Annotated in this window: 25 protein-coding genes; 16 read left to right on the top strand and 9 right to left on the bottom strand. The window is 70.4% G+C overall.

The genetic code is table 11. The annotated features are described in order from the left end of the window. Positions 1 to 55: 55 nt before the first annotated feature. The 3 genes from murJ to HS041_RS04130 form a co-directional block, all read right to left on the bottom strand. Positions 56 to 1,660, bottom strand: coding sequence for a murein biosynthesis integral membrane protein MurJ (gene murJ / locus HS041_RS04140; RefSeq protein ID WP_196439180.1), 1,605 nt, complete (start codon positions 1,658 to 1,660; stop codon positions 56 to 58). A gap of 100 nt (positions 1,661 to 1,760) precedes the next feature. Continuing rightward, complete coding sequence (locus HS041_RS04135) at positions 1,761 to 3,941, bottom strand: DUF6049 family protein (RefSeq protein WP_196439179.1); 2,181 nt, start codon at positions 3,939 to 3,941, stop codon at positions 1,761 to 1,763. A gap of 82 nt (positions 3,942 to 4,023) precedes the next feature. After that, the gene (locus tag HS041_RS04130) at positions 4,024 to 4,545 is read right to left on the bottom strand and encodes an aminoacyl-tRNA deacylase (RefSeq protein WP_196439178.1); all 522 of its coding nucleotides are present in this window, start codon (positions 4,543 to 4,545) and stop codon (positions 4,024 to 4,026) included. Positions 4,546 to 4,704: 159 nt separating this feature from the next. Between HS041_RS04130 and HS041_RS04125 the strand changes: the two genes are divergently transcribed. Further along, entirely contained in the window at positions 4,705 to 6,102 is a 1,398-nt protein-coding gene (locus HS041_RS04125) for a CCA tRNA nucleotidyltransferase (protein WP_196439177.1), read from the top strand. An 89-nt stretch (positions 6,103 to 6,191) separates the two neighbouring features. Next, on the top strand, positions 6,192 to 7,412 hold the full coding sequence (locus HS041_RS04120) for an adenosylmethionine--8-amino-7-oxononanoate transaminase (protein WP_196440758.1): 1,221 nt from the start codon (positions 6,192 to 6,194) through the stop codon (positions 7,410 to 7,412). Here HS041_RS04120 and HS041_RS04115 read toward each other — a convergent pair. Continuing rightward, a complete protein-coding gene (locus HS041_RS04115) occupies positions 7,366 to 8,664 on the bottom strand; it encodes an MFS transporter (protein WP_196439176.1) in 1,299 nt (432 codons plus the stop codon). The two genes, HS041_RS04120 and HS041_RS04115, sit on opposite strands and share 47 nt — an antisense overlap. A 132-nt stretch (positions 8,665 to 8,796) precedes the next feature. Here HS041_RS04115 and idi point away from each other — a divergent pair, with 132 nt between their 5' ends. Together idi and HS041_RS04105 are read left to right on the top strand one after the other, a co-directional pair. Continuing rightward, a complete protein-coding gene (idi, locus tag HS041_RS04110) occupies positions 8,797 to 9,378 on the top strand; it encodes an isopentenyl-diphosphate Delta-isomerase (protein WP_374058821.1) in 582 nt (193 codons plus the stop codon). 184 nt (positions 9,379 to 9,562) lie between these two features. Then, positions 9,563 to 9,817 carry a hypothetical protein gene (locus HS041_RS04105; RefSeq protein WP_196439174.1) on the top strand — a complete coding sequence of 85 codons (255 nt, stop codon included), beginning with the start codon at positions 9,563 to 9,565 and terminating at the stop codon, positions 9,815 to 9,817. Positions 9,818 to 9,967: 150 nt separating this feature from the next. Here HS041_RS04105 and HS041_RS04100 read toward each other — a convergent pair whose 3' ends face one another. Then, positions 9,968 to 11,047, bottom strand: a complete 1,080-nt coding sequence (locus tag HS041_RS04100) for an inositol-3-phosphate synthase (protein WP_196439173.1) — start codon at positions 11,045 to 11,047, stop codon at positions 9,968 to 9,970. Between the two features lie 23 nt (positions 11,048 to 11,070). Then, on the bottom strand, positions 11,071 to 11,772 hold the full coding sequence (locus HS041_RS04095) for a PadR family transcriptional regulator (RefSeq protein WP_196439172.1): 702 nt from the start codon (positions 11,770 to 11,772) through the stop codon (positions 11,071 to 11,073). A 783-nt stretch (positions 11,773 to 12,555) separates the two neighbouring features. Here HS041_RS04095 and HS041_RS04090 point away from each other — a divergent pair. From HS041_RS04090 to HS041_RS04080, 3 genes are all read left to right on the top strand, one after another. Continuing rightward, a complete protein-coding gene (locus tag HS041_RS04090; protein ID WP_196439171.1) occupies positions 12,556 to 15,027 on the top strand; it encodes a transglycosylase domain-containing protein in 2,472 nt (823 codons plus the stop codon). Further along, entirely contained in the window at positions 15,024 to 16,340 is a 1,317-nt protein-coding gene (locus HS041_RS04085) for a glycosyltransferase family 87 protein (RefSeq protein ID WP_196439170.1), read from the top strand. The genes HS041_RS04090 and HS041_RS04085 overlap by 4 nt, the downstream gene beginning before the upstream one ends. 74 nt (positions 16,341 to 16,414) lie before the next feature. Next, positions 16,415 to 17,530: a mannosyltransferase family protein gene (locus tag HS041_RS04080; protein WP_196439169.1), complete on the top strand. Its 1,116-nt coding sequence runs from the start codon at positions 16,415 to 16,417 to the stop codon at positions 17,528 to 17,530. A gap of 172 nt (positions 17,531 to 17,702) precedes the next feature. Here the strand turns inward: HS041_RS04080 and HS041_RS04075 are convergent, their stop codons facing one another. Continuing rightward, on the bottom strand, positions 17,703 to 18,461 hold the full coding sequence (locus tag HS041_RS04075) for a deoxyribonuclease IV (RefSeq protein WP_196439168.1): 759 nt from the start codon (positions 18,459 to 18,461) through the stop codon (positions 17,703 to 17,705). Between the two features lie 118 nt (positions 18,462 to 18,579). On the opposite strand from HS041_RS04075, the gene HS041_RS04070 reads away from it, so the two are divergent. After that, the gene (locus HS041_RS04070) at positions 18,580 to 18,759 is read left to right on the top strand and encodes a hypothetical protein (protein WP_184947283.1); all 180 of its coding nucleotides are present in this window, start codon (positions 18,580 to 18,582) and stop codon (positions 18,757 to 18,759) included. A gap of 59 nt (positions 18,760 to 18,818) precedes the next feature. Here the strand turns inward: HS041_RS04070 and HS041_RS04065 are convergent, their stop codons facing one another. After that, positions 18,819 to 19,130 (bottom strand): hypothetical protein, encoded by a 312-nt coding sequence (locus HS041_RS04065; protein ID WP_196439167.1) that lies wholly within the window; start codon positions 19,128 to 19,130, stop codon positions 18,819 to 18,821. A gap of 220 nt (positions 19,131 to 19,350) precedes the next feature. On the opposite strand from HS041_RS04065, the gene rpsF reads away from it, so the two are divergent. The 7 genes from rpsF (at position 19,351) to HS041_RS04030 (ending at position 23,867) form a co-directional block, all read left to right on the top strand. Beyond that, the gene (gene rpsF, locus HS041_RS04060; protein ID WP_196439166.1) at positions 19,351 to 19,641 is read left to right on the top strand and encodes a 30S ribosomal protein S6; all 291 of its coding nucleotides are present in this window, start codon (positions 19,351 to 19,353) and stop codon (positions 19,639 to 19,641) included. Positions 19,642 to 19,715: 74 nt separating this feature from the next. After that, positions 19,716 to 20,270 carry a single-stranded DNA-binding protein gene (locus HS041_RS04055; RefSeq protein WP_196439165.1) on the top strand — a complete coding sequence of 185 codons (555 nt, stop codon included), beginning with the start codon at positions 19,716 to 19,718 and terminating at the stop codon, positions 20,268 to 20,270. 97 nt (positions 20,271 to 20,367) lie between these two features. Next, a complete protein-coding gene (rpsR, locus tag HS041_RS04050) occupies positions 20,368 to 20,604 on the top strand; it encodes a 30S ribosomal protein S18 (RefSeq protein WP_012895699.1) in 237 nt (78 codons plus the stop codon). 14 nt (positions 20,605 to 20,618) lie between these two features. Next, positions 20,619 to 21,065, top strand: coding sequence for a 50S ribosomal protein L9 (gene rplI, locus HS041_RS04045; protein WP_196439164.1), 447 nt, complete (start codon positions 20,619 to 20,621; stop codon positions 21,063 to 21,065). Positions 21,066 to 21,308: 243 nt separating this feature from the next. After that, positions 21,309 to 22,187 carry an ABC transporter substrate-binding protein gene (locus HS041_RS04040; RefSeq protein WP_196439163.1) on the top strand — a complete coding sequence of 293 codons (879 nt, stop codon included), beginning with the start codon at positions 21,309 to 21,311 and terminating at the stop codon, positions 22,185 to 22,187. A gap of 58 nt (positions 22,188 to 22,245) precedes the next feature. Further along, positions 22,246 to 23,091, top strand: a complete 846-nt coding sequence (locus tag HS041_RS04035; RefSeq protein WP_196439162.1) for an amino acid ABC transporter permease — start codon at positions 22,246 to 22,248, stop codon at positions 23,089 to 23,091. Positions 23,092 to 23,123: 32 nt separating this feature from the next. Next, complete coding sequence (locus HS041_RS04030; RefSeq protein WP_196439161.1) at positions 23,124 to 23,867, top strand: amino acid ABC transporter ATP-binding protein; 744 nt, start codon at positions 23,124 to 23,126, stop codon at positions 23,865 to 23,867. 169 nt (positions 23,868 to 24,036) lie between these two features. On the opposite strand, the gene HS041_RS04025 is transcribed toward HS041_RS04030, so the two are convergent. Continuing rightward, complete coding sequence (locus HS041_RS04025) at positions 24,037 to 24,813, bottom strand: SDR family oxidoreductase (protein WP_196439160.1); 777 nt, start codon at positions 24,811 to 24,813, stop codon at positions 24,037 to 24,039. A 124-nt stretch (positions 24,814 to 24,937) separates the two neighbouring features. Here HS041_RS04025 and HS041_RS04020 point away from each other — a divergent pair, with 124 nt between their 5' ends. Continuing rightward, positions 24,938 to 25,852, top strand: coding sequence for a helix-turn-helix transcriptional regulator (locus tag HS041_RS04020; protein WP_196439159.1), 915 nt, complete (start codon positions 24,938 to 24,940; stop codon positions 25,850 to 25,852). Positions 25,853 to 25,883: the final 31 nt, after the last annotated feature.

Here is a 25,883-nt window from a genome sequence, read left to right as displayed (position 1 = left end):
CCGCAGCGGTTCCACCCGTGTTCCCGTTACCGGACGAGCGAGTGAAACCTCTGGGTTATCGGCGTACCCGTCCTGCGACCATTCCAACGACCGAACTCACCTCGGGGATGCGCATACGCTGCCCTACGACGAGATAGAGCACAAGTCCCAGCCCGCCTCCGGCGGCCAGCATGGCAGCCGCGCTGAGCGGAGTCAGATCCGCCACCTCCCGGGTGAGCCAGAGCACGCCGAGCGCGGCGACCGCGCCCGGGATCGAGGCGAGGTACATCCGGGACAGCCCGGCGGCCACCACGCGCCCGTTCAGCCCCCCCGCGCGGCGGGCGGCGAGCGTCCAGGCGGCCACGGTGCCCAGGACGTAGGCGGCGGTGAACGCGAAGGCCAGGCCGATCACCACGTACCGCGCGGGCAGGAGGGCCGCCGACAGCAGGCTGAGCACGATGCTCACCACCGTGTTCCCCGCTCCGATGAAGACCGGGGTACGGGTGTCCCCGAAGGCGTAGAAGACCCGCAGCAGGAGCTGGAAGACCGAGAACGGCACCAGCGCCAGGCCGAAGACCTGGAGCACGTTGCCGATGTAGACGGCGTTGTCCAGCGTGTTGTTGCCCCAGGAGTAGATCAGCACGGTGACGGCGGGGCCCAGCACCATCAGCAGCAGCCCGGCGGGCACCAGCAGCGCCGAGACCAGCCGGACCCCCGAGGCGAACTCCTCGCGGATCGAGCCGAGGTCGCCCTCGGTGACCGAGCGGCTCATCCGGGGCAGCATCGCGGTGATCACCGAGACCGCGATGATCCCGTAGGGGAGCTGGAAGAGCTGGAACGCCTGGGCGTAGGCGGTGTTGCCCGCCCCGCCGACCTGGTCGCCCGCGGCGGAGGCGATGTTGGTGGTGACCAGGAAGCCGAGCTGGGTGATGGTCACGTAGACGAGCGTCCAGGACCCGGTCCTGGCCATCTCGCCCAGCCCCGCCTCGCGCAGGTCGAACCGGGGGCGGAAGCGGAAGCCGGCCCGGTGCAGCGAGATCATCAGCACCAGGCACTGGACCACGATCCCGGCGGTGGTGCCGAGGCCGAGCAGGGCGAGGTCGGAGTCGCTCACCGTCTCGACGTCGTCGGCCGAGTCGCCGGCCGTCACGTAGTAGAGGAGCAGGACGCCGATCATCACGATGTTGTTCAGCACCGGCGCCCACATCGGGGCGGCGAACCGGTCACGGGTGTTGAGGATCGCCCCGGCGAGCGCTCCGACGCCGACGAAGGCCACCTGGGGAAGAAGGAACTGGGCCAGCGTGACGGCGACCTCGATCCGCCGGCTGTCCCAGTTCTCGGTGTAGAGGCCGATCAGAGGGCGGGCGAGCAGCACGGCCGCCACGGTGAGCAGGGCCAGCGCGATCGTCCCGACCGTCATCAGCCGCTGCTCGTAGGCCCGGCCGCCGTCGGGGTCGTGCTTCTGGTGACGGACGACCATCGGGATCACGACGCTGCTCAGGACCCCTCCGAGCAGGAAGTCGAACAGGATGAACGGGATCGCGTTGGCGACGGTGTAGGCGTCGCCCATCTGCGCGCTGCCGAGCGCGGCCACGAGCACCGCCGCCTTGGCGAAGCCCGTGACGCGGGAGACCAGCGTCCCCGCCGCCATGATCGCGCTCGCCCGCAGGACCCTGCTCATGCGTTCTCCTCCGCCCGCCGGACGCCTGCCGTCACGACTCCACCGATTCCACGAATCCGAACTCCACGGGCCTCACCGGTTCCCCTCGCTCCCCGCGGGCTCAGGACTCGGACCCGGCGGGCACGGCCGTCTGCCGGGACCGCGCGGCCGCGGCGGTACGGCGGGCCCCCCGGCGGCGCAGGACGCGCATGACCACGGCGGCCAGCATCACCACGAGCGCCGCTCCCACGATCACCAGTGTGATCGCCGTGTAACCGGTGGTCCGCACGGTCAGCTTGACCCGCTGGCCGTACTTGCGGCCGTCGGAGGTGGTGAGCTGGACCGTCACCGTGGTCTGGCCGCTCGCCTCGGATGTCATCGGGATCCGGATGGTCTGGGTCTGACCGCCGGAGATCACCATCTCGTCCTTGTAGGGCTCGATCTTCAGCAGGCCGGGGTCCTTGGAGGTGACCTTCACCCGGACCGCGACGCCCTCGTCGCTCTCCAGCTCGTTGCGGACGCTGATCGGCACCTCGCCGTCCGTCCCGGCCAGGGTGCGGATCTGGGACGGGTCGTTGCCGGTGATCCAGACCTTGGCGATCCGGGAGTCGATCGTCTCCCGCACCCGCTCGGCGTACTTCACCGCGTCCCCCTCCCGGCCCCGCCACGCCGAGGAGGACAGCCGGAGCAGCGCGAGGTCGAAGACGTCGAAGTCCGAGGCGACGGTGACGGCGGCGGTCAGGTCCGCGCGCGAGCCGACCCGCCGGACGCTCCCCATGTACGGCTTGCCGAGCTCCTTGTCCCGGTCCTGGACGGTGTAGGTCAGGCCGCTGCGCGGGAACGGGGTCTTGGCGGCCTTCACCGAGCCGAGCGTGACGGGGGCCACCCAGGGCAGGGAGGCGGCCGTCTTCACCAGCTCGGTCACATAGGCCGGATCCGGAGACCAGCGCCGGGGCGGTACGGCGAGCACGGTCCGGCGGGCGGCGGCGGGCTCCGAACTGATCATGGCGGTCTCGGCGATGAACCGCTGGCGGTTCAGCAGGGCCGCGCCCGGGGCGGCGGTCGTCGCGGCGAGGACGTCGCTCAGCACGGGGTCGGCGACCAGCGCTCTGACCGGGCCGTTCACGGTGTGCACGGTCGCGACGGCGTCCGGGGTGACGGCCGGAGCGGTGGCCGGGGGCGTGACGGCGCCGGGCACGGCCGCGGCATCCGGGACGGGCGGCAGGGACGCCGCGTTCAGCAGCACGGTGCCGATCCCGGCGGTGGCGAGGAGGTCGAGCCCGTCGTGGTCGATCGCCCCGCCGACCGGCCAGCCGACGTCGGTGCGGACGTCGCGGCCCAGGGTCTCCCTGGTGACCCGCCCGGCCGCCTCGACGCCGGTGCCGGTGATGTCGTCGAGGCCGTTGTGGGCCAGGGCGGCCACGTCGGGGTCGGCGTAGGGCACGGCCACCACGGGGAGGTCGGCCAGGGCCGTGCGCAGGCTGTCGAGCCACCCGGACGCGGCGGCGTCGCCGGGACGGCGCTCCGCCTCGCCGCCGGACTTCACCCAGTGCGCCGCGCCCATCGCCCGAGCGTCGTCGAGCAGCGCGGGATCGACCACCCAGGTGAGGCCCTTGACCGAGGAGGTGTCCTGGGCGACCTTCAGCAGGTCGCCGAGGCGTTCGCCCGCCGCCAGGGAGGCGGGCAGACGCTCGTCGACGAAGGTGCCGTCGTCGGCGCGGCGCGGCTGGTCGACGATCGGCAGGAGCACGGAGAGCCGGGTGCGCGGCGCCTTGACCTCCCGGGGAAGGTAGGTGACGAGGGTGCGCTGGACGGCGACCTGCTGGCCGAGGGCGTCGCGCACCTCGATCGTGACCGGGTAGACGCCGAACCGGGAGATGCCGAGCGTCTGCGGGGTGAAGACGAACTCCCAGGGGGCCTTCCCCCCGGCCGGGATCGCCTGCTGCGAGACGTACTTCTCGTCACGCCAGTTGGTCGGCTGGAAACCCTCCTGGCCGGAGAGGTAGGCGGCCAGGTGGGCCCGCTGGGTGAAGGGCTGCGCGGAGTGGTGCCTGCGGATGCGCAGGCCGGTCAGCGGCACGGTGCCCGGATTGACGAGGGAGCCGGAGATCCTGATCTCGGTGTCCGGTGCGCGGGACACGTCCGGCCCCATCGCCTCGACCACGAGCTGCGGGTTCTGCCGGTTCGCCGCCGGAGCGCCGGCCGTGCCCGTCCCGGCGTTCGCCGTACCCGGAAGGGCCAGCGCCGCGGGGGAGAGCAGCGTGGCGGTGAGGACGGCGAGCAGCGCGGCCTTGCGGATCACAGGCCGGCCAGGGGCAGGAAACGGCGCACGCCCGTAATGCTAAGGGGTGTCCGGCCGGTACCGCCCGTCGTCGGCCGTCTGCTTACCCGGCGAGCGGGACTGTCACCGGTTCGTTCCTGTGCCGGGGCGCGGAGAGGTCGGCGGTCTTGCCGGAGACGAGTTCGAGCAGGTCGTCGGCGCGGATCAGGAGTGCCGTGTGGCGCTCGCCGGTGGGGGTGTGGACGGGCCCGGACGCCCTGGTGAGGCGATCGTCCACCAGCACCGTCAGGTTCTCCGGAAGAAGCAGCGGGCAGACCAGGCCGGCGGCGTAGTCGGTGGCGGAATTCACGGTGAAGGCGGAGGCGGGACGGACCCGGCGGGCACCCAGGGCCGCGCCGACCACCCCGGGCCGGGGCGGGGTGCCGACCGGGGCGACGATCGCCACGGGCTCGCGGCCGACCCGCGTGGTGACCTCGAACACCGTGACGCCCACGCAGGTCGCGGGGTCCACCGACAGCACCTCCGGCAGATCGTCGACACACGTCAAGGCGCGCGGAAGGCGTACGATCTCATGGTGGATCTGGTGCGCGAGGAGCCAGCGGTGGATCGCGAGGGCGTCCTTCATGAATGTCCTCCTTGCCTCGTCGCGCGAGTTCGCCGGGCCCTTGACCGACCGTAGCCTGGTGATCGCTGCACGGCGTATCCCCAGCGGGGAACGTATCCCTAACCGAAGGACCTACCCGGTTTGTCCCTTTCAAATCTGACTGAGAGCCAGCGGCACGGCATGAGCGAGCTGTTCCGGAAGATCGCCCCGGTGGTCGACGAGCTCGGCGAGCTCTTCGCCGCGAGGGGATACGAGATCGCCCTCGTGGGCGGTTCCGTCCGCGACGTCTTCCTCGGCAGGATCGGCAACGACCTCGACCTGACCACGGACGCGCGTCCCGAGACGGTCCTGGAGCTCATCCGCGACTGGGCCGACTCCATCTGGACGATCGGCATCGACTTCGGCACGGTCGGCGCACGCAAGGGCAACTGGCTGCTGGAGATCACCACCTACCGCAGCGAGTCCTACGACCCCAAGTCACGCAAGCCCGAGGTGGTCTACGGCGACACCCTCGAAGGCGACCTGGCCCGCCGCGACTTCGCGATCAACGCGATGGCGCTGCGGCTGCCCGGCCGGGAGTTCGTGGACCCGCACGGCGGCCTGGACGACCTGCACGCCAAGGCGCTGCGCACTCCGGGCCCGCCGGAGCGGTCCTTCGACGACGACCCGCTGCGGATGCTGCGCGCCGCCAGGTTCGCCAGCCAGCTCGGCTTCACCGTGGACCGGGCCGCCTTCGCCGCGATGACCGAGATGTCGGGGCGGATCGAGATCGTCTCCGCGGAGCGCATCCGCGACGAGCTGGACAAGCTGATCTGCGGCGACCACCCCCGTGACGGGCTCAGGATCCTGGTCGAGTCGGGGCTCGCCGCGTACGTCCTGCCCGAGCTGCCCAAGCTCCGGCTGGAGATCGACGAGCACCATCGGCACAAGGACGTCTACGAGCACACCCTGATCGTGCTGGAGCAGGCCGTCGGCCTGGAGGAGAGCGGTCCCGACCGGGTGCTGCGCTGGGCCGCGCTCCTGCACGACGTGGGCAAGCCCAAGACCCGCCGGCACGAGGCGGGGGGCCGGGTCTCCTTCCACCACCACGAGGTGGTCGGCGCCCAGCTCACCAAGAAGCGCCTGACGGAGCTGCGTTTCCCCAAGGACGTGGTGGCCGACGTCTCCCGCCTGGTCGAGCTGCACCTGCGCTTCCACGGCTACGGCAGCGGCGAGTGGACCGACTCGGCGGTGCGCCGCTACGTCAGGGACGCCGGGCACCTGCTGGAGCGCCTGCACAAGCTGACCCGCGCCGACTGCACCACCCGTAACCGGCGCAAGGCCCAGCTCCTGTCCCGGACCTACGACCAGCTCGAGGAGCGCATCGCCCGGCTGGCCGAGGAGGAGGAGCTGAGCAAGATCCGCCCGGAGCTGGACGGCAACGAGATCCAGGAGGTCCTCGGCGTCCCGCCGGGTCCGGCCGTCGGCCGCGCCTACAAGTTCCTCCTCGACCTGCGCATGGACCAGGGGATCATCGGCAAGGAGGCCGCCACCGAGGCCCTGCGCGGCTGGGCGGCCGAGAACGGCCTGCTGTCCTGAGCCCTCGGCGGCCCTGACCCGCCGGAGCCGGCCGGAGCCCGGCGGCGCGGCCCGGGGGGGCCGGCCGGCCGTAGGGTGGCGGCGTGGACGTGCTGAGCCTCGACCGAGACCATGTGTGGCATCCCTACGCCGCGGTGCCGCCCGCAGTCCCCGTGCACCAGGTGGTGCGGGCCGACGGGGTACGGCTGACGCTCGCCGACGGCCGGGAGCTGGTCGACGGCATGTCCTCGTGGTGGGCGGCGATCCACGGCTACAACCACCCGCGCCTCAACCAGGCGCTCAGGGACCAGCTCGGCGACATGGCGCACGTCATGTTCGGCGGTCTCACCCACGAGCCCGCCGTACGGCTGGCGCGCACGCTGGCGGAGATGACCGGGCTGCCGAAGGTGTTCCTGGCCGACTCCGGGTCGGTGGCCGTCGAGGTCGCGATCAAGATGGCGTTGCAGTTCACCGGGAGGCATCGCCTGCTGACGGTCCGGGGCGGCTACCACGGTGACACCTTCGGGGCGATGGCCGTCTGCGACCCGGTCAACGGCATGCACCACCTGTTCTCCGGCGCGCTGCCGCAGCACGTCTTCGCCTCCCGGCCCCCCGCGGGCCGCGAGGAGTCCTATCTCGCCGAGCTGGAGGAGACGGTCGCCCGGCACGCGGGGGAGCTGGCCGCGATCATCGTGGAGCCGGTCGTCCAGGGCGCGGGCGGCATGCACTTCTACCACCCGGTCTACCTGCGCCGGCTGCGCGAGCTGGCCGACGAGCACGGCATCCTGCTGATCGCCGACGAGATCGCCACCGGCTTCGGCCGGACCGGGGAGCTGTTCGGCTGCGACCACGCCGGGATCAGGCCCGACATCATGTGCCTGGGCAAGGCGTTGACCGGCGGCTACCTGTCGCTGGCCGCGACGCTGTGCACCGAGCGGGTGGCGGCGGGCATCGGGACGCTGATGCACGGGCCCACGTTCATGGGCAACCCGCTGGCCGCCGCCGTCGCGGGGGCCTCGCTCGACCTGCTGGCCGAGCGTCCCTGGCGGGAGGAGGTGGCCCGGATCGAGGCGGGGCTCCGGGCGGGTCTGGCCGGGGTGGCGGGGTTGCCGGGGGTGAAGGACGTGCGCGTGCTGGGCGCGATCGGGGTGGTCGAGACCGCAGCACCTGTCGATGTGGCGAAAATTCAGGACATCGTGATGCGGCACGGCGTCTGGCTCCGGCCCTTCGGCCACCTGATCTACACCATGCCGCCATACTCGATAGGCGACGACCTGGAGCGGGTCACGACAGCGATGACGGCTGCGGCACGGGCGCTCGGCGCGGCGTGACGATCCGGTAGACCACCGCCCCGCCGATGTATCCGGCGGTGATGAGCCCGAGCACGAGCAGCGACTTGCCGTCCGGCGGGAGCAGCAGCGCCGCCAGGGCCGCGGCCAGCACGTAGCTGCCGTTGAAGAGCATGTCGTAGATCGAGAAAGCGCGCCCGAGGTAGGCGTCCTCGACGTCCCGCTGGACCATCGTGTCCGCGCAGATCTTGACGCTCTGCCCGGTCACGCCGAGCACGAAGCCGGCGGTCGCGAAGCCCCACTGCTGGAACGGCGCGCCCAGCGCGAACGTCAGGAGTCCCGCGGTGACCAGCATGGCCGGGATCCACCGCTCGACGCCGAAGCGCTCGGTGGCCCACGGCGTGACCACCACGGCCACGACGAAACCCGCCCCCGACGTGGCGACCACCACGCTCACCGCGTCCAGCGCGTCCTCGGCGCTCTCGGCGAAGTAGTAGCGCGAGAGCATCACCAGCATCGCCGTGCACATGCCGTACATGAACCTGTGGGTGGCCATCGCGCCCATCGCGGCGGCGGCCGTCCGGTGGTGGACGATGTGCCGCGCGCCCTCGGCGAGACCTCGTACGACGTGGCGTACGGCCTCGCGGGCCTGCGGCCGGTCCGGGTCGTAGGCAGGGCCGAGCAGCTCGCGGCGCATCGTCCCCGCGATCAGCGCGCTGAGCCCGAAGATGAGACCGGAGACGACCATGAGCACGGCGATGCCCTGGGCGTCGGCCCCGAAGAGCTTCCGCAGCAGCCAGCCGGCGCCCAGGCCGACGACGGTCAGCACGGTGCCCGAGGTGGGGGTGACCGCGTTGGCCATCATCAGCCGATCGGCCGGCACGACGTGCGGGAGCGAGGCTCCGAGCGCGGCGAGGAAGAACCGGTTCACGCCCAGCACGCAGAGCGCGGCGGCGTAGAAGATCCAGTCGGGGACGCCGGCGATGAGTAGGGCCCCGGTGGCCAGCAGCAGCGTGCCCCGGATCAGCGGTGCGACGACCAGGATCTGCCGCCGGGACCAGCGGTCGATGAACACACCCGCGAACGGTCCGAGGATGGAGTACGGCAGCAGCAGCACGGCCAGGCCTGCGGCGATCTGGACGGCGCTGGTGCTCTTCTCCGGGCTGAAGAACGCGAATCCGCCCACCGCGAACTGGAAGATCCCGTCGGAGAACTGGGAGACCAGGCGGGTGCCGTACAGTCGCCTGAAGTCCCGGCCCCGCAGGACCACGCGCAGATCGGATACGAATGACACCCGATCAGCCTACGTGGGCCCCTCCGGCGGGGCATCGGGAAGAACCCTGAGATCCAGGTGACATATCTGGATCTTTCATCATCTATTGCTGATCAGGCGTGATGACCCATCATGATCACGTACTCTCATGGCGTGACACCTGACGAACACGTGGTGCTCCTCGACACCGACGGGAACGCCATCGGCACGGCGCCCAAGACGGCGGTGCACGGCCCGGACACCCCCCTGCACCTCGCATTCTCCAGCTACGTCTTCGACAGGCAGGGCAGGGTGCTCCTCACCCGGCGGGCGTCGCACAAGCTCACCTGGCCGGACGTGTGGACCAACAGCTGCTGCGGCCATCCCCTGCCCGGCGAGCCGATCCCCGACGCGGTGGTCCGCCGCCTCTCCTACGAGCTGGGCCTCCAGGTCGACCGGGTGGACCTGCTGCTGCCCCGCTTCTCATACCGGGCGGTCATGGACAACGGCATCGTCGAGCGGGAGCTCTGCCCGGTCTACCGGGCCGTCGTCTCGGCCGAGGCCGTGCCCAACCCCGACGAGGTCGGGCAGGTGCGCTGGGTGCCGTGGAAGGAGTTCGCCCACGACGTGCTCTCCGGCGGGATGGACATCTCCCCCTGGTGCCGTGAGCAGCTCTCCCACCTCGACGGCCTCGGCCCCGACCCGCTGTCCTGGCCGGTCGCCGACCCCGCCGACCTCCCCCCGGCCGCCCGCTGACCGGTGCTCCGCCCGTGCGCCTGAGCCGTACCGCGGGGCCGCCGGGCCCGGCTCCACAGGCGCACGGCACGGGGTGTGATCCGGTCCTGGGAAGACCGCGGGGAAAATCTTGGAAGTCGCTGTAACAAACCCCCGGGATTGCCCCTCTTATCTGACGAACCCACCGAACAGAATGGAAAAGCAGATGAGCGACTTCGACGTCACCGCCACCGACTACTACGACACCGACGGCGACGGCGGCACCGACGCCCAGCTCATCGACACCGACGGCGACAACGTGGCCGACGAGGAGCGCTACGACACCGACGGCGACGGCGTCACCGACGTGGTCTACCTCGACCACGACGGCGACGGCTACGCCGACGAGGTCCGCGTCGACCTCAACGGCGACGGCGTCTCCGACTACACCGAGTACACCGGCCCCTTCCCCACCGCCTGACCCCGCGAACGGCCTGCCGCCCCACCCCTCCCGGGCGGCCCCGCGCCGCACCCCGCCGGGCCAGGGCCCTGCCGGGCGCGAACCAGGAAGATCGGCTCCATGGGAAAGCCCTCCACCCGGAGGCGGAGGGCTCTGCCGTGCGGCGGGAGGCTAGCGCTCGACCTCGCCGCGGATGAACTTCTCGACGTACTCACGGGCCTCGTCGTCGGAGTACTGCTCCGGCGGGGACTTCATGAAGTAGGAGGAGGCCGAGAGAATCGGGCCGGCGATGCCCCGGTCGAGGGCGATCTTGGCGGCGCGGACCGCGTCGATGATGATGCCGGCGGAGTTGGGGGAGTCCCACACCTCCAGCTTGTACTCCAGGTTCAGCGGGGTGTCGCCGAAGCTCCTGCCCTCCAGGCGGACATAGGCCCACTTGCGGTCGTCCAGCCACGGCACGTGGTCCGACGGGCCGATGTGCACGTCGGCCTTGCCCATCTCGTGCGGGATCTGCGAGGTGACCGACTGGGTCTTGGAGATCTTCTTGGACTGCAGGCGCTTGCGCTCCAGCATGTTCATGAAGTCCATGTTGCCGCCGAAATTGAGCTGGTAGGTGCGCAGCAGCTCCACCCCGCGGTCCTCGAACAGCTTGGCCATCACCCGGTGCGTGATGGTCGCGCCGACCTGGGACTTGATGTCGTCGCCGACGATCGGCACGCCGGCCTCGGTGAACTTCTCCGCCCAGACCGGGTCGGAGGCGATGAACACCGGCAGGGCGTTGACGAAGGCGACCTTGGCGTCGATGGCGCACTGGGCGTAGAAGCGGTCGGCCTCCTCCGAGCCCACCGGCAGGTAGGACACCAGCACGTCGACCTTGTTGTCCTTGAGCACCTGGACCACGTCGACCGGGGCCTCGTCGGACTCCTCGATCATCTCGCGGTAGAACTCGCCCAAGCCGTCGAAGGTGTGGCCACGCTGCACGGTGACGCCCAGCGGCGGCACGTCACAGATCTTGATCGTGTTGTTCTCCGAGGCCACGATCGCCTCGGAGAGGTCGCGGCCGACCTTCTTGGCGTCGACGTCGAACGCGGCGACGAACTCGACGTCACCGACGTGGTAGTCGCCGAACTTGACGTGCATCAGGCCCGGAACCCGGGTGCCCGGGTCGGCGTCCCTGTAGTAGTGCACGCCCTGCACGAGCGACGTGGCACAGTTGCCTACACCGACAATGGCTACGCGCACCGAACCCATGGCACTCGCTCCCCTTTTTCTCATCAGTTGTCTTCCGGGGCGGTGGGCCGCTCCGGTGTGTCGTCTCCGGACGCGGGTGTCCGGGAAGTTCCTTCTTGTGCGGCCTGCTGCCGCCCGCCGGTCACGCCCGGGCCCTCACCGGGCTCGCGGGCGACTCGTGCCTCGTCGCCGGACCCTCGCCGCTCCGTCGCGATCAGCTCGTTGAGCCAGCGGACCTCCCGCTCGACCGACTCCAGGCCGTGGCGCTGGAGCTCGAGCGTGTAGCTGTCCAGGCGCTCCCGGGTGCGGGCGAGAGCCGTACGGACGCCGTCCAGGCGCTCTTCCAGCCGGCTGCGGCGCCCTTCGAGGATGCGCAGACGCACCTCGGCCTCGGTGTGCCGGAAGAAGGCGAAGTGGATGCCGAAGCTCTCGTCCTCCCAGGCGGACGGACCGGCCTGGGTGAGGAGCTCCTGGAGCCGCTCCTTGCCCTCGGCGGTCAGCCTGTAGACGATCTTCGACCGGCGACCGGTGAGGGGGACCGCGCTCTCGGGCGCGGGTTCCTCCTCGGCGATGAGCCCGTCGTTCAGCAGCTGGCGAAGGCAGGGGTAGAGCGAACCGTAGGAGAAGGCGCGGAACATGCCGAGCAGGGCGTTGAGGCGTTTGCGCAGCTCATAGCCGTGTAGCGGGGTCTCGTGCAGCGACCCGAGCACGGCGAGTTCCAGCACGCCGCCGCGTCCACCGGCCACCGGAAACCACCACCTCTCGCGTCGATGTATCGAGCCGATACATCTGCAGGATACGTCGGCTCAACATATCCCTGCAATCGGCGACTTTCCCAAGGGGTTGGGAGCAAACGTCAAAAAGCCGTAGTCTGGCGCTTATGTGGTCACAAGGAGCGGCGGTGAGCTCTGGTTCCCGTGCGCTCAGGACCCATGACAAATACGGGGAATTCCATGTCTATGCGGGAGAGGTCTGTCATGGTGGCGTTCGGGGCCATCTGACGGTCTCGCTCGTCCTCGGGAACGGAGATCCCCCCGAAGAGGTCAGCCACCAGTGAGCCAAGGTGCTGAGAACTGCCGGGGTCGAAAGGTAGTCTCACCCGCCTGCACGCCGTTGTAGACCCGATGACCGAACGAGGACGCGTGAGTTACAGCAACAGCTATGACCCGGAGCCGAGCGGGCGCGGACAGCACCCGGACGGATCGGCTCGCCAGGGGCGGCGCCGTCGCTCGAACCCAGGAGCCGCTCCCCGTACCGTCCCCCCGCTCCAGCCGGCCCAAACCGGAGAGATGAGCCGGGGCGTGCCGCAGCAGCCGGGCAGGCAGGTGCCGGGAGCGCAGGCGCCGGGGCGGTCACCGGGAGGGCCGGGACCCGACCCCCGGTACGGCGCTCCCGTCCCCTCGCAGCATCCGGGCGGCGGTCCGGACGGTCCGGGTCCTCGCCCGGGTCAGGTGCCGGTGCCCCGGCAGGGCGCGACTCCCGGCCCCGGGCCGGGTGCCGCGCCCGGGCCCCGCCAGGGCGCGGGCGGGATGCGCCAGCGGGACACCGACCCGAAGGGCCGCCGCGCCGAGGCCGCCTTCGAGGACACCCAGGCCATGCTCGCCGCGCAGGCGGGAGGCGGCCGCCCGCCGGGCTCCGGCGCAGGTGACGCCGGAGGCCGGGGCGGGCGTGGTCGCGGCGGACGCGGCGGCGGCGGCGGTGGCGGTCCCGAGGGGCCCGGCGGCAAGCCGGAGGGCGGCAAGGGCTGGAAGCGCTTCCTGCCCAGTTGGAAGGTCGTCATGGCCAGCTTCGCGGTCCTCACCGCGGGCGTCTTCGGCATGATCGCCGTGGCCTACGCCAACACGCCCGTCCCCGATCGGGTGCAGGACGACGCCGACGACCGGGGAAGCGTCATCTACTACGCCGACGGCAAGACCCCGATCGCCCGGCTCGGCGTCAAGCGCACCCCGGTGACCATCGACAAGATCCCCAAGCACGTCCAGGACGCCGTGATCGCCGCGGAGAACCGCAGCTTCCGCGACGACAGCGGCATCGACTTCGGCGGCATGGTGCGCTCGGTCTGGAGCACCGTCAGCGGCGCCCAGGTGCAGGGCGCCTCGACGATCACCCAGCAGTACGTCCGCAACTACTACGAGGGCATCACCAAGGAGGTCTCGATCCAGCGGAAGATCAAGGAGATCTTCGTCGCGGTCAAGGTCAGCCAGGAACTGGACAAGAACGAGATCCTGACCCGCTACCTCAACACCATCTACTTCGGCGGCGGGGCCAACGGCATCCAGGCCGCCGCCAAGACCTTCTTCGGCAAGGACGTCGGGAAGCTGACCCCGCCCGAGGCCGCCTACCTCGCCGGACGCATCCAGAACCCCAGCAACTTCGACACCCTCGAGCAGAACAAGAAGTTCGCCGCCACCAAGGAGCGCTACAACTACGTGCTCGACGGCATGGCGAAGATGAACCCGGAGGCCTACGGCAAGTACGTGGGCACCCCGTTCGAGGACCTGAAGTTCGAGAAGGTCGAGGTCAAGGAGATCAACCGCGGCCTTCGGGGCTACATGCTCAACATCGTGCTCCGGGAGCTCAAGACGTACGGCATCACCGAGGAGATGCTGAAGACCGAGGGGCTGCGGGTCGTCACGACCTTCGACCGGCAGATGATGCTCGACGCCAAGGCGGTGGTGAACGCCCGGACCAAGGGCCTGGACTCGACCATCCACGCCACGGTGGCCTCGGTGGACCCCCGCAACGGGCGGGTGGTCGCCTTCTACAGCGGCGACGACTTCATCAAGGACTTCAACAACCGCGCCTTCGACGCCACCAAGCAGGCCGCCTCGGCGTTCAAGCCGTACGTGCTGGCCGCCTGGCTGGAGGCCGGCCACTCCCTGGACAGCTACGTCGACGGCAAGAGCCCGATCGAGATGCCGGGGACCACGCCGATCAAGAACTCGGGCAACCAGAGCTTCGGCCCGATCAACATGGTCAAGGCCATGGCCAGCTCGGTGAACACGGTCTTCGTGCAGATGGGCGACGTCGTCGGCCTCGAGGAGGTGGCCAGGATCGCCAAGGAGGCCGGGGTCGGCGAGCGGGCCAAGACCAACCCCAGCTACCGCGGGAAGAACGGCGTCGACTACGCCGTCGAAGAGCAGAAGTTCCAGGTCACCATCGGCAGCGCCTCGGTCACCGCGGTCGAGCAGGCCGCCGGTTACTCGATCTTCGCCAACGCGGGCAAGCACGTCGACTGGCACACCATCAAGGAGGTCAAGAAGGTCGGCGGGGGCGTCATCGTCAAGGAGCCCCGCGTCGAGAAGGAGGTCATCAGCCCCGACTCGGCAGCCGACGCGACCTACGCCATGCAGGCCGTGGTCAAGAGCGGCACCGGCGGCGCCGCGAACCTCGGCTCGCGCCCGGTGGCCGGCAAGACCGGCACCAACAACGGCTACAAGGACGCCTGGTTCGTCGGCTTCACCCCCCAGCTCGTCACCGCGGTCGGCATGTCCAAGGACGTGCCGTACACCATGGACGGCAAGCGCAAACTCAAGGTGGACAAGTACGGCCTGCCGGACCGGGACATCAAGCAGGTCCTCTGGAAGGAGGAGGAGATGCCCCCGTTCATCGGCGGAGGCGGCACTCCCACCCAGATCTGGCACGACTACATGGCCAAGGTGACCGCCGACGACAAGATCGAGCAGTTCCCGCCGAAGGCCGGGGTCGGCCTGCCGAAGAACCTGGCCACGCCCAAGCCGACGCCGAGCCCGACCCCCGACAACCCGTTCGAGATCGACAACCCCGACGGCTTCGACTGGCCGGACGACGGCGGCGACGGCGGCGACACGGACCGGCCGGAGGGGCGCGAGTGCCTGCCCTGGGACGGGTCGTGTGACGCGCAGGGGCCCGGCAACGGCAACGGCAACGGCAACGAGCAGGGGGACAACGGCGGCTTCGGCACCTCTCCCGGGGCGGCCGTCATGCCGAGCCCGTCGCCGAGCGGCAGCCGGAACCGATGAAGAGCATCGAGTCGGTCCGGGACCCGCTGCCCGGCCTCGGAGCGCGGGCGGTGCCGTACCTGCCCCTGGCCCTGTTCGCGGGGCTGGGGGCGGTCCTGGCCTACCTGTGGAAGTGGCCGTGCCGCTTCAACGCGGCCTGGAACGACGGCACGCTGCAGTTCACGAACTTCTGCTACACCGACATCTACCCGCTGTGGTGGAACGAGAAGCTCAGCGAGGGCAAGGTCCCCTACGTCGACTACCCGGTCGAGTACCCCGTCGGCATCGGCGGGATCATGGAGTTCTTCCGCCGGATCATCCCCGGCGACCCGGGCAGCCTTGAGGCCGGGACGGCCTTCTACGACCTGACCGTGATCCTCATGGCGGTCTGCCTGGTCCTCGGCGTGCTGATGATGGCCGCGCTGGCGGGCCCGGCCCGCCGCTGGGACGCGCTCTGGTACGCGCTGGCGCCCGCGCTGATCCTCACCGCCTACATCAACTGGGACCTGGCCGCCAACGCCCTCGCGCTGGGCGCGCTGCTCGCCTGGTCGAAGCGGAGGCAGTGGCTCGCGGGCATCCTGCTGGGCCTGGCGATCGCCACCAAGTTCTACCCGCTGATGTTCCTCGGCCCGCTGTTCCTGCTGGCGTGGCGGACGGGCAGGTGGAAGCCGTTCCTGCAGACGGTCGGCGGCGCGGTGGGCGCCTGGCTCGCCGTCAACGTCCCGATCATGTACTTCGCCTTCGACGGCTGGAAGCGGTTCTACGTCTTCAGCCAGGAGCGCCCGGCCGACTGGGGCTCGATCTGGTACTTCTTCAACCAGAAGGGCTGGCCGATCCTCGGGGACGCCGAACGCCTCGACACCCTGGGCGTGCTCTCGCTCGGCGCGTTCTGCGTGGGCATCGCCGTGCTGACCCTGACCGCGCGGAACCGCCCCCGGCTGGCGCAGCTCTGCTTCCTCACGCTGGCCGCCTTCATGCTGACCAACAAGGTCTGGTCGCCGCAGTACGTCCTGTGGCTGATCCCCTTCGCGGTGCTGGCCCGGCCCAACTGGAAGCCGATCGCCCTGTGGATGGTCGCCGAGTGCTGGTACTTCTTCGCGATCTGGCTCTATCTGGTCGGGCTCCAGGAGGGCAACGCGCACCTGGGCATCTCCGGCGACACCTACTTCACCGCGGTGTGGGGCCGGGTGATCACCATCCTGATCATGATGGCCTTCGTGGTGCGGGACATCCTCCGGCCCGACAAGGACGTGATCCGGCAGGACGGGACCGATGACCAGGCGGGGGGCGTCTTCGACGACGCTCCCGACCGGTTCCGGATCGCGCTCACCTGATCGCGCGAGCACACCGTATGACCGCCTCCACCGAGCCCTCGCGCGCCGCCGGGTCCCCGCCCGGGTCCGGGCCCGTGCCTGATCCCGAGCCCTCGCGCGCCACCGACGCGGAGGCGCTGCTGCTCTGGTTCGCCTCCCGGCTGGGGATCGTCGTCGTCGCCGTGGTGGTGGGGGTCAGGTCCACGGCACTAGGAGAGACCGTTGCGCCGTTTCTGGAGCGCTGGAAGCGCTGGGACGCCGGGCTGCTCGTCACCATCGCCGAACACGGCTACGGCGGCGACCCGGCGGGCGACCCGGACCCCGGACTGCCCGCCTTCTTCCCGGGCATGCCGCTGGCGCTGCGCGCGGTGAACCTGATCACGGGCGACTGGACGCTCGCCGGGCTGCTCATCTCCCTCGTCGCGGGCGCGGTCGCGGTGGTCGCGCTGGCCCGGCTGGCCGAGTTCGAGGGCCCGGCCGGGACCGGCCGGCGGGCGGTGCTGGCGCTGCTGCTCTGGCCGACGTCGGTCTTCCTGTTCGCGGGGTACAGCGAGTCCCTCTTCCTGGCCTTCGCCATCCCGGCCTGGCTGGCGGCCCGCAGGGGGAACTGGCCTGCGGCCGCGGCCCTGGCGGCCGGGGCGTCCTGCGTGCGGATCACCGGACTGTTCCTGGCGCTCGCCCTGATCGTGGAGTTCGCCGTCCAGCGCCGTCCGGTGCGGCGGGCGCCCTGGCTGCTGGTGCCGTTCCTGCCGCTGCTGGCCTACTCCGCCTACCAGTACGGCAGGACGGGCGACTGGCTGGCGTGGAAGCACGCGCAGGAGGCCGGGTGGGGCCGGACGATGGTCTGGCCCTGGGAGTCGTTCCTGCAGACGTGGGAGTCGGCCATGGGGGAGGGGCAGTTCGCCTGGGCGTTCCGGATGGAGATCGCCGGGGCGGTCGTCGGAGTGACGCTCGTGCTGGTCCTGCTCTACCTGCGGCGGTGGAGCGAGCTCGTCTACGTGGGGCTCCAGGTGGGGGCGCTGATCTGCTCGGCGTACTACTTGTCGATCCCGCGCTCGGCGCTGCTGTGGTGGCCGCTCTTCCTGCTCGTCGCCCGGATCGGTACCGGAGCACGCTGGAGAACGGGGCTCATCGCCGTCTACGCGTTCGTCATGGGCCCGCTGATGGCGCTCAACATCGTGGCCTTCACGAACAGCGCCTGGGTGGGGTGACTATCTCTACCCCTTCCCGGACGAAAGTAATCCAGGGAAGTTATCCACAGGCTGGGGATTTCCGGGCAGATCTGTGGATTCTCCGGCATCTGGGGGTCGGCGGCCTTTCCGGGGAAAGCCGGTGAGCCTTCCGGAGAAGGGCTGATCACAGGCTTTTCCGCAGAAAGACCGGTCACAGGCCTTTCCGCAGAAAGGCGATGTCCTCCGCCTGGCCGGCGGACGGGGTCTCCACCACGATCGGGGCGTCCGCCTTCCGGCAGACGTCGAGGATGAGCTCGGGATCGATCTCGCCCGCGCCGAGGTTGGCGTGCCGGTCGGCGCCGGAGCCGAACGCGTCGCGCGAGTCGTTGCAGTGGATCAGGTCGATCCGCCCGGTGATCGCCATGACCCGCTCGACCACGTCGGCCAGCTCCTCCCCGCCCGCGTGGGCGTGGCAGGTGTCCAGGCAGAAGCCCACGTCGAAACCGTCCAGCGCGTCCCACAGGCGGGCGATCCGCTCCAGCTTCCTGGCCATCGCGTTGCCGCCGCCCGCGGTGTTCTCGATGAGCACGGGGACCTCGTGCGCCTCCATGCGCTCGAACACCTTGCGCCAGTTGTCGAAGCCCTTCTGCGGGTCGTCGCCGGCGCCGACGTGTCCGCCGTGGACGATCAGCCCCTTGGCGCCCAGCTCGGCCGCGGCGGCCAGGTGCGCGGCCAGCAGCTTCCGGCTGGGGATGCGGATCCGGTTGTTGGCGGTGGCCACGTTGATCACGTAGGGCGCGTGGACGTAGACGTCCACCCCGGAGTCCTTGATCTCACGGGTCCTCTCGCCGATGACCGGGCCCTTCCAGCCCTGGGGGTCACCGAGGAAGAACTGCGCGACCTCGGCACCCCGGGCCCTGGCGTGGGCCAGCGGGTCGTCCTGGTCGACATGCGCTCCGATGCGTGGCATGTGTCCGAGGGTAACCGTTTTACGGCTGCACCTCAGGACCGTTTCGCGACCCTGCTCCGGGGCAGTCGGAGAGGGCGCCCCACCGCCCGCCCCGCGGGCCATCCCCCAAGGAGTCTCGATGGCTTACTACCGCCGAGGGATAAGTCTGATCGGCCTCATCTACATCCTGGTCGGCCTGTACGTGGCCTGGGTGTACGACTACATCACCCCCGCGCTGCTGAAGGACATCGCCGAGGCGCTCCTCGCCGTCCTGCTGTGGTTCCTCGTCCTGCTCGGCGTCGACCTGCACCTGGGCTGACGGCACGCGGGCCCGCGGTGGCCGCAGGTGCAGCACGCCGCGGGCCCGGGCCGCCGGATCTACGGCACGAACCCGCCGTGGAAGACGCCCATGGCCACCCCCACGAACGAGGCGACGATGCCCACGATGTTGAGCACCCGCTCGGGCGTGGTCGCCGAGAGGTACTGGGAATAGAGACCTCCGGCGAAGCCCAGCGCTCCCGCCCACGCCGCGATCATGTGCGCGGCCGGCGAGAGCCCGGTGACGAAGGCGACCAGCCCGAGGCCGAGCGTGGCGACGCTCAGGATGTTCTGGACGGTGTGCGGCTGGCCGTCGGTGTTCAGGGTGAGCCTCGACGCCGGTTTCCCGGTGGGACGGATGACGTGCGACATGAATCACACCCCCCTCTTCCTCTGCTAGAGGGGGTTCCCTCCTGAAGGTCCGCCCAACCGCCGGCAGGCTGGTAGGCTGACGAGGCTACGTCGTATGGGCGTGTTTACCGGCCGCCCTCCGTCCCGGTGCCGAAATGGGCACCTGGGTGAAGACGTCAGCGTCCTCCTGTCACGGCACGGTGTCGTGACCGCAACAGTCCAGAGGAGGTTGGAAGCCAGCATGCGTCGTTACGAGATGATGGTCATCCTCGACCCTTCGCTCGATGAGCGCACGGTGGCCCCTTCCCTCGACCAGTTCCTCACGGTCGTCCGCAATGACGGCGGCACCGTGGAGAAGGTCGACGTGTGGGGCCGTCGTCGGCTGTCCTACGACATCGCGAAGAAGCCCGAGGGCATCTACGCCGTCATCGACCTGACCGCCGAGCCCGCCACGGTCAAGGAGCTCGACCGGCAGATGAACCTCAACGAGGGCATTCTGCGCACCAAGGTCCTGCGTCCGGACGTGCACTAAACCCCGAATTTGTCGGGGTCCAGCCGTACTCTGAGGCGAGAACCAGCGAAGGCCGCAGGAAGGGCAACGCAGCCATGGCAGCAGGCGACACCACGATCACCATCGTCGGCAACCTCGTCGACGATCCGGAGCTGCGCTTCACCCCCGCGGGTCAAGCGGTGGCCCGGTTCCGTATCGCATCCACTCCGAGGTTCCTGGACAAGCAGACCAACGAGTGGAAGGACGGCGAAGGCCTGTTCCTGACCTGCAACGTGTGGCGGCAGGCGGCGGAGAACGTCGCCGAGAGCCTGCAGCGCGGCATGCGGGTCATCGTTCAGGGGCGGCTGCGCCAGCGGTCCTACGAGACCAAGGAAGGCGAGAAGCGCACGGTCTACGAGGTCGAGGTCGACGAGGTCGGCCCCTCCCTCCGCAACGCCACCGCGAAGGTCAACAAGACCGCCCGTCAGGGCGGTGGCGGTGGCGGCGGCTTCGGCGGCGGACCGGCGAACGACCCGTGGGCCTCCGCATCGCCCGTCGCCCCCCAGGGCGGCGGCTACGGAGGTCCGCAGCAGGGCGGCGGCTTCGGCGGCCCCCAGCAGGGCGGTGGCGGCTTCGGCGGCGGCGACTTCAGCGACGAACCGCCTTTCTAGCGGTCCTCCGGGACCGCCCGGGATCGCACCAATCCAGTCCCCAGTATCCGCAGCGACCATTCCCGCCTGACGGCGGGGCTCTGAAAGGAGCACCACGATGGCCAAGCCGGCACTGCGCAAGCCTAAGAAGAAGGTTTGCCTGTTCTGCCACGACAAGATCTCCTACGTCGACTACAAGGACACGGCGCTGCTTCGGAAGTTCATCTCCGACCGCGGCAAGATCCGTGCCCGCCGGGTGACGGGCAACTGCACCCAGCACCAGCGTGACGTGGCGACCGCTATCAAGAACGCTCGTGAGATGGCGCTCCTGCCGTACATGAGCACCGCGCGCTAAGGAGGTCCGGACAGATGAAGCTCATTCTCACCAGTGAGGTCACCGGCCTCGGCGCCCCCGGCGACATCGTCGAGGTCAAGAGTGGCTACGGCCGCAACTACCTGCTCCCCCGCGGCTTCGCGATCCTGTGGACCCGTGGCGGCGAGAAGCAGATCACCTCGATCAAGAAGGCGCGCGACGCCCGCGAGATCCGCGACCTGGGCACCGCCCAGGAGGTCGCCGGCCAGCTCAAGTCCCTGAAGGTGGTCCTGAAGACGAAGGCCGGCGAGTCCGGCCGCCTCTTCGGCTCCATCACCACGGGTGACGTCGCCGAGGCCGTCAAGGCCGCAGGCGGCCCGCTGCTGGACCGCCGCCGCATCGAGATCACCTCTGCGATCAAGAGCCTCGGCTCCCACCGGGTCAGCGTCAAGCTGCACCCGGAGGTCTCCGCCGCCCTCGACATCGAGGTCGTCGCAGCCTGATCGGCAGCGTTGCAGGGCCCTTCCCCGGTCGCTCCGGGGGAGGGCCTTCGTCGTCTCCCCCCACTCCCGGTACGGCGGCCGCCGTGCTCCTGGCGATGTGCCCGTGCTCCCACGGCGAGCCGCGATGCGCCCGCGTCTCCTACGGCGAGCCGCTCATCCCGTTCCCGGCACGGGGTACCGGCCGCCGAGGTCCTGCAGGGATACATAGAATTCGTGAATCATCGCTCTACGTGGAGGTTCGTCATGCTCCGTCCTTCGACGCTGCTCGCGCTCGGCGCCCTCACGGTGGCTGTGGCCGCCTGCGCGCCGGCCTCGGAGCCGACGACCCAGGCGAGCCCCTCCGGACCGGCGGGCTCGTCGGCCCCGGCGGCCTGCGCCAAGGACCGGCTCCCGCTGAAGACCCCGGGCAAGCTGACCGTCGGCACGGACAAGCCCGCCTACGAGCCCTGGTTCAAGGATGACAACCCCGCCAGCGGCGAGGGCTTCGAGAGCGCCGTCGCCTACGCCGTCGCCGCACAGCTCGGGTTCACCAAGGACGAGGTCGTCTGGGAGACCGTGGCGTTCGACACCGCCTTCGCCCCCGGTGCCAAGAAGTTCGACTTCGACATCAACCAGGTCTCCATCACCCCGGACCGGGCCAAGGCCGTCGACTTCAGCCAGGGCTACTACACGGCCAAGCAGGCCGTCGTCGCCGTCGAGGGCTCGAAGTTCGCCGCGGCCGCGGACCTCGCCTCGCTGAAGGACGCCACGATCGGCGTCCAGGTCGGCACCACCAGTCTCCAGGCGGTCAAGGACGTCATCCAGCCCTCCACCCAGCCCAAGGTCTACAGCCAGCAGGTCGACGCGGTGAACGCGCTGAAGAACAAGCAGGTGGACGCCATCGTGGTGGACCTGCCGACCGCGTTCTACGTCACCGCCGCGCAGGTCGAGAACTCCAAGATCGTCGGACAGTTCGACGCGACCGGCAGCACGTCCGAGGAGTTCGGCCTGGTCTTCGAGAAGGGCAACGCTCTGGTCTCCTGCGTCAACGAGGCCATCGGCAAGCTGAAGTCCTCCGGCGAGCTGGCGAAGATCGAGGAGCAGTGGCTCAGCGCGGCCGCGGGTGCCCCGGAGCTGAAGTGAGCCGCCGGATCACCGGATCGGCGGGCCCCCGGCGGCCCCGGCCGGAGAGAGGGCACGCGTGAGCGAGGTCACCCGGGTCAGGAGCGAGCGCCAGCTCCGGCGCGAGCGGCTGCGCCGTACCCGGGCCGTGCGGTCGGGCACGATCGCCACGGTCTCCACGATCGTCTTCCTCGGGGCGGCGGCCGTGGCGGTCACCGGCTCGCCGGGCTGGCCGCGGGTCCAGGACTCGTTCTTCAATCCCGAGGCGTTCGCCAGGGCCTGGCCCGACGTGCTCGACGGATTCTGGACGAACGTCCAGATCTTCCTGATCGCCGAGCCGCTCATCCTGCTCCTCGGCCTGCTCGTCGCGCTGACGCGCAACCTCCGGGCACCGGTCTTCTTCCCGCTGCGAGCCCTGGCGGTGGCCTACACCGACGTGTTCCGGGGGGTGCCGACCCTCCTGGTGATCCTCCTGGTCGGGTTCGGCGTGCCCGCGCTCAACCTGCAGGGGGCGCCGAAGGACGAGGTCACGCTGGGCGTCATCGCCCTCACCCTCGCCTACGGGGCGTACGTCGCCGAGGTGTTCCGGGCGGGCATCGACTCGGTCCACCCGAGCCAGCGGGCCGCGGCCCGCTCGCTCGGGCTGAGCCACGGCAAGACCATGCGCTACGTGGTCCTGCCCCAGGCCTGGCGCCGGGTCGTGCCGCCGCTGCTCAACGACTTCGTCTCGCTCCAGAAGGACACCGCCCTGGTCTCGACCATCGGGGTGATCGAGGCGCTGCGCCAGGCGCAGATCTATGCGGCGAGCAAGTTCAACTACACCCCATACCTGGCCGCGGCGCTGCTGTTCGTCCTGCTCACCATCCCGATGGCCCGCCTCACCGACTACCTGGCGGCCCGGTCGCAGAGGCGGCGCGGCCAGTGAAACGCGACCGCTCCGAGGGAGGAGGTGAGCCGGTGAGCCTGCTGACCATCGAGGACGTCTGGAAGGACTACCACGGCACCAGCGTGCTGCGCGGGATCGACCTGGCGGTCGAGGCGCACGAGGTGGTCTGCCTGATCGGCGCCTCCGGCTCGGGCAAGTCCACGCTGCTGCGCTGCGTGAACCTGCTGGAGACCGTCGACGACGGCGCGATCTACCTGGACGGCGTCGAGATCACCGACGTCCGGGCGAACGCCGACGACGTGCGCAAGCGCATGGGCATCGTCTTCCAGGCGTTCAACCTGTTCCCGCACATGACCGTGCTGGACAACATCACGCTGGCCCCGCGCAAGGTGCACGGGGTCGGCCGGGCCGAGGCGGAGGAGCAGGCCCGCGACCTGCTGGCCAGGTTCGGCCTGTCGGACAAGGCCGCCGCCTACCCCGACCGGCTCTCCGGCGGCCAGCAGCAGCGCGTCGCCATCATCCGGGCACTGGCCACCCAGCCCCGCCTCATGCTGCTGGACGAGGTCACCTCGGCGCTCGACCCGGCGCTGGTCACGGAGGTGCTCGGGGTCATCAGGGAGCTCAAGGAAGGCGGGATGACGATGATCCTGACCACCCACGAGATGGGTTTCTGCCGGGAGATCGCGGACACCGTCTGCTTCCTCGACGACGGCGTGCTCCTGGAGCGCGGCACCCCCGAACAGATCTTCACCGACCCCGCGGAGCCCAGGACCCGCGAGTTCCTGAAGAGCGTGCTCGACGCCCGAAGGATCTAGGGTCCACCCGGCGGCCGGATCATGAGGTGCCGATTCGCCTGCGCAGTGCCGTCCGGCCACGGCGGCGCGGCGCAGGCGGGCGTCGGCACCATGGCCGCCGGACGGCCGAAGCTCTCAGGCCCGTGGCGCAGGCCGGAGCGGTGCCGTGTGCCGTTCCCGTGAGATCGCCTCACACCTGCTCGGTGGGCATGGCCACGATCTGCGGGAAGTTGACGTGCCGGGGGCGCGCGACGGTGAAGGCGATCAGCTCCGCCAGGTCGGCGTCCGACAGCCAGTCGAAGGCCTTGCGCCAGTCGTCGATCACCGCGTTCACGTCCGGGTGGTCGAGGTGTCCCTGCAGTTCGGTGGCGACCAGGCCGGGCTCGATGCTGGTCACGCGAACCTTGCGCGGGCCGAGCTCGGTGCGCAGGTTGCGGGAGAAGTGGGACAGCGCGGCCTTCGTCGCGCAGTAGACCGCGAAGCTCGGGAAGACGGCGTGGGCCGCGATCGAGGAGATGTTGACCAGGTCGGCGGTACGGCCGTCGGCCGCGGCGGCCAGCAGGTCGGGCAGGAAGGCGTCGACCACGCGCAGCGCGCCGGTGAGGTTGGTGTCGATCATGCGCTGCCAGTCGCCGGTGCGGCGGTCGGCGAAGGGCGCGGCCAGCATCACGCCGGCGTTGTTGACCACCAGGTCGACCCGGCCGAGCCTCTCTGTGATCAAGGCCGTTCCCTCCTGAACCGAGGCGGGGTCGGCGACGTCGACCCGGACCGGCAGCGCCGCCTCCCCCAGCTCGGCGGCGAGGCCGTCGAGCCGGTCGACGCGGCGGGCCAGCAGTGCCACCCGGGCACCCCGGGCGGCCAGCAGCCGGGCGGTGGCGGCGCCGATCCCGCTCGATGCTCCGGTCACGACGGCGATGCGGCCGGTGAGGGGCAGGGTGGCGGCGGTCTGTACAGCGGTGACGGTCATGGCGTCGGGTTTCCTTCGGACATCGGGTGTTCTCGTCGGCGGGGACCATGCTGCAAGAGCCGCCGGGCACGAACCAGGGCGCCGCTCGCCGGGGTCCGGCGAACCTGGGTCTGGCAGAACCAGGATGAGGCCCGCGCGAGCGCCCATACTGAAGGCCGTGAACAAGCGTGCGGAGCTGGCCGAGTTTCTGCGGACCCGCCGGGCCCGGTTGCGGCCCGAGGACGTGGGGCTGCAGCCGTTCGGCGGTGCCCGCCGCCGTGTCCCCGGACTGCGCAGGGAGGAGCTGGCCCAGCTCGCCGGGGTGAGTGTGGACTACTACGTACGGCTGGAGCAGGGCCGTACGAACAACGTCTCCGAGGAGGTCCTGCAGGCGGTGGCGCGCGCGCTGAGGCTGGACGAGACCGAGCGCGCGCACCTGCGCAACCTCGCCCGGCCGGCGCCCGCACGGCGCCGCCCGGCGCCCCGCGCGGAGCGGGTGCGACCCGGGCTGCAGCGTCTGCTGGACATGGCCGAGGGCATCCCCGCCTACGTCATCGGGCGCCGCGGTGACGTGCTCGCCTGGAACCGGATGGCCGCCGCGGTGTTCGGCGACTTCGGCGCGCTGCCGCCGGCCGGGCGCAACTGGGCGCGAATGATCTTCCTGAACGAGGACGTCCGGGCGCTGTTCTCCGACTGGCGGACCAAGGCGCAGGAGACGGTGGCCTACCTGCGGCTGCGGGCCGGGGCCTACCCGGATGACCCGGAGCTGGCCGCACTGGTCGGCGAGCTGTCGGTCAAGAGCGAGGACTTCCGCCGGTGGTGGGCCGACCACAACGTGAAGGACAAGACCAACGGCCGCAAGGTGCTGCACAACCCGCTGGTCGGCGAGCTGGTGCTGGACTACGAGTCATTGCGCCTGCCCGACGACCCCGACCAGGTGCTCGTCGTCTACACCGCCGAGGCCGGCTCTCCCTCGGCGGCCTCGCTGCGGCTGCTGGGCAGCTGGGGCGCGCAGGAGGCCGACCGGCCGGACCGGCGCGTTGAGCGGCCCGTCCGATGAGCGCGGCGGCCGCCGCCGGGTCACCGGTGGG

It is taken from the genome of Planomonospora sp. ID67723 (assembly GCF_015711605.1).
In the GTDB taxonomy this organism is placed as follows: Bacteria; Actinomycetota; Actinomycetes; order Streptosporangiales; family Streptosporangiaceae; genus Planomonospora_A.
The sequence above is the reverse complement of the archived record's forward strand: the minus strand, read 5'-3'. Positions and strand labels throughout refer to the sequence as shown.

What these genes read in the sequence shown, in the direction of transcription:
- HS041_RS04085 (WP_196439170.1), top strand. Translation starts at nt 15,024, where the DNA reads ATGAAGAGCATCGAGTCGGTCCGGGACCCGCTGCCCGGCCTCGGAGCG.
- HS041_RS04090 (WP_196439171.1), top strand. Translation starts at nt 12,556, where the DNA reads ATGCGCCAGCGGGACACCGACCCGAAGGGCCGCCGCGCCGAGGCCGCC.
- HS041_RS04055 (WP_196439165.1), top strand. Translation starts at nt 19,716, where the DNA reads ATGGCAGCAGGCGACACCACGATCACCATCGTCGGCAACCTCGTCGAC.
- rpsF (WP_196439166.1), top strand. Translation starts at nt 19,351, where the DNA reads ATGCGTCGTTACGAGATGATGGTCATCCTCGACCCTTCGCTCGATGAG.
- HS041_RS04065 (WP_196439167.1), bottom strand. Translation starts at nt 19,130, where the DNA reads ATGTCGCACGTCATCCGTCCCACCGGGAAACCGGCGTCGAGGCTCACC.
- rpsR (WP_012895699.1), top strand. Translation starts at nt 20,368, where the DNA reads ATGGCCAAGCCGGCACTGCGCAAGCCTAAGAAGAAGGTTTGCCTGTTC.
- HS041_RS04130 (WP_196439178.1), bottom strand. Translation starts at nt 4,545, where the DNA reads ATGAAGGACGCCCTCGCGATCCACCGCTGGCTCCTCGCGCACCAGATC.
- HS041_RS04100 (WP_196439173.1), bottom strand. Translation starts at nt 11,047, where the DNA reads ATGGGTTCGGTGCGCGTAGCCATTGTCGGTGTAGGCAACTGTGCCACG.
- HS041_RS04075 (WP_196439168.1), bottom strand. Translation starts at nt 18,461, where the DNA reads ATGCCACGCATCGGAGCGCATGTCGACCAGGACGACCCGCTGGCCCAC.
- HS041_RS04070 (WP_184947283.1), top strand. Translation starts at nt 18,580, where the DNA reads ATGGCTTACTACCGCCGAGGGATAAGTCTGATCGGCCTCATCTACATC.
- HS041_RS04025 (WP_196439160.1), bottom strand. Translation starts at nt 24,813, where the DNA reads ATGACCGTCACCGCTGTACAGACCGCCGCCACCCTGCCCCTCACCGGC.
- murJ (WP_196439180.1), bottom strand. Translation starts at nt 1,660, where the DNA reads ATGAGCAGGGTCCTGCGGGCGAGCGCGATCATGGCGGCGGGGACGCTG.
- HS041_RS04020 (WP_196439159.1), top strand. Translation starts at nt 24,938, where the DNA reads ATGAGGCCCGCGCGAGCGCCCATACTGAAGGCCGTGAACAAGCGTGCG.
- rplI (WP_196439164.1), top strand. Translation starts at nt 20,619, where the DNA reads ATGAAGCTCATTCTCACCAGTGAGGTCACCGGCCTCGGCGCCCCCGGC.
- HS041_RS04040 (WP_196439163.1), top strand. Translation starts at nt 21,309, where the DNA reads ATGCTCCGTCCTTCGACGCTGCTCGCGCTCGGCGCCCTCACGGTGGCT.
- HS041_RS04125 (WP_196439177.1), top strand. Translation starts at nt 4,705, where the DNA reads ATGAGCGAGCTGTTCCGGAAGATCGCCCCGGTGGTCGACGAGCTCGGC.
- HS041_RS04105 (WP_196439174.1), top strand. Translation starts at nt 9,563, where the DNA reads ATGAGCGACTTCGACGTCACCGCCACCGACTACTACGACACCGACGGC.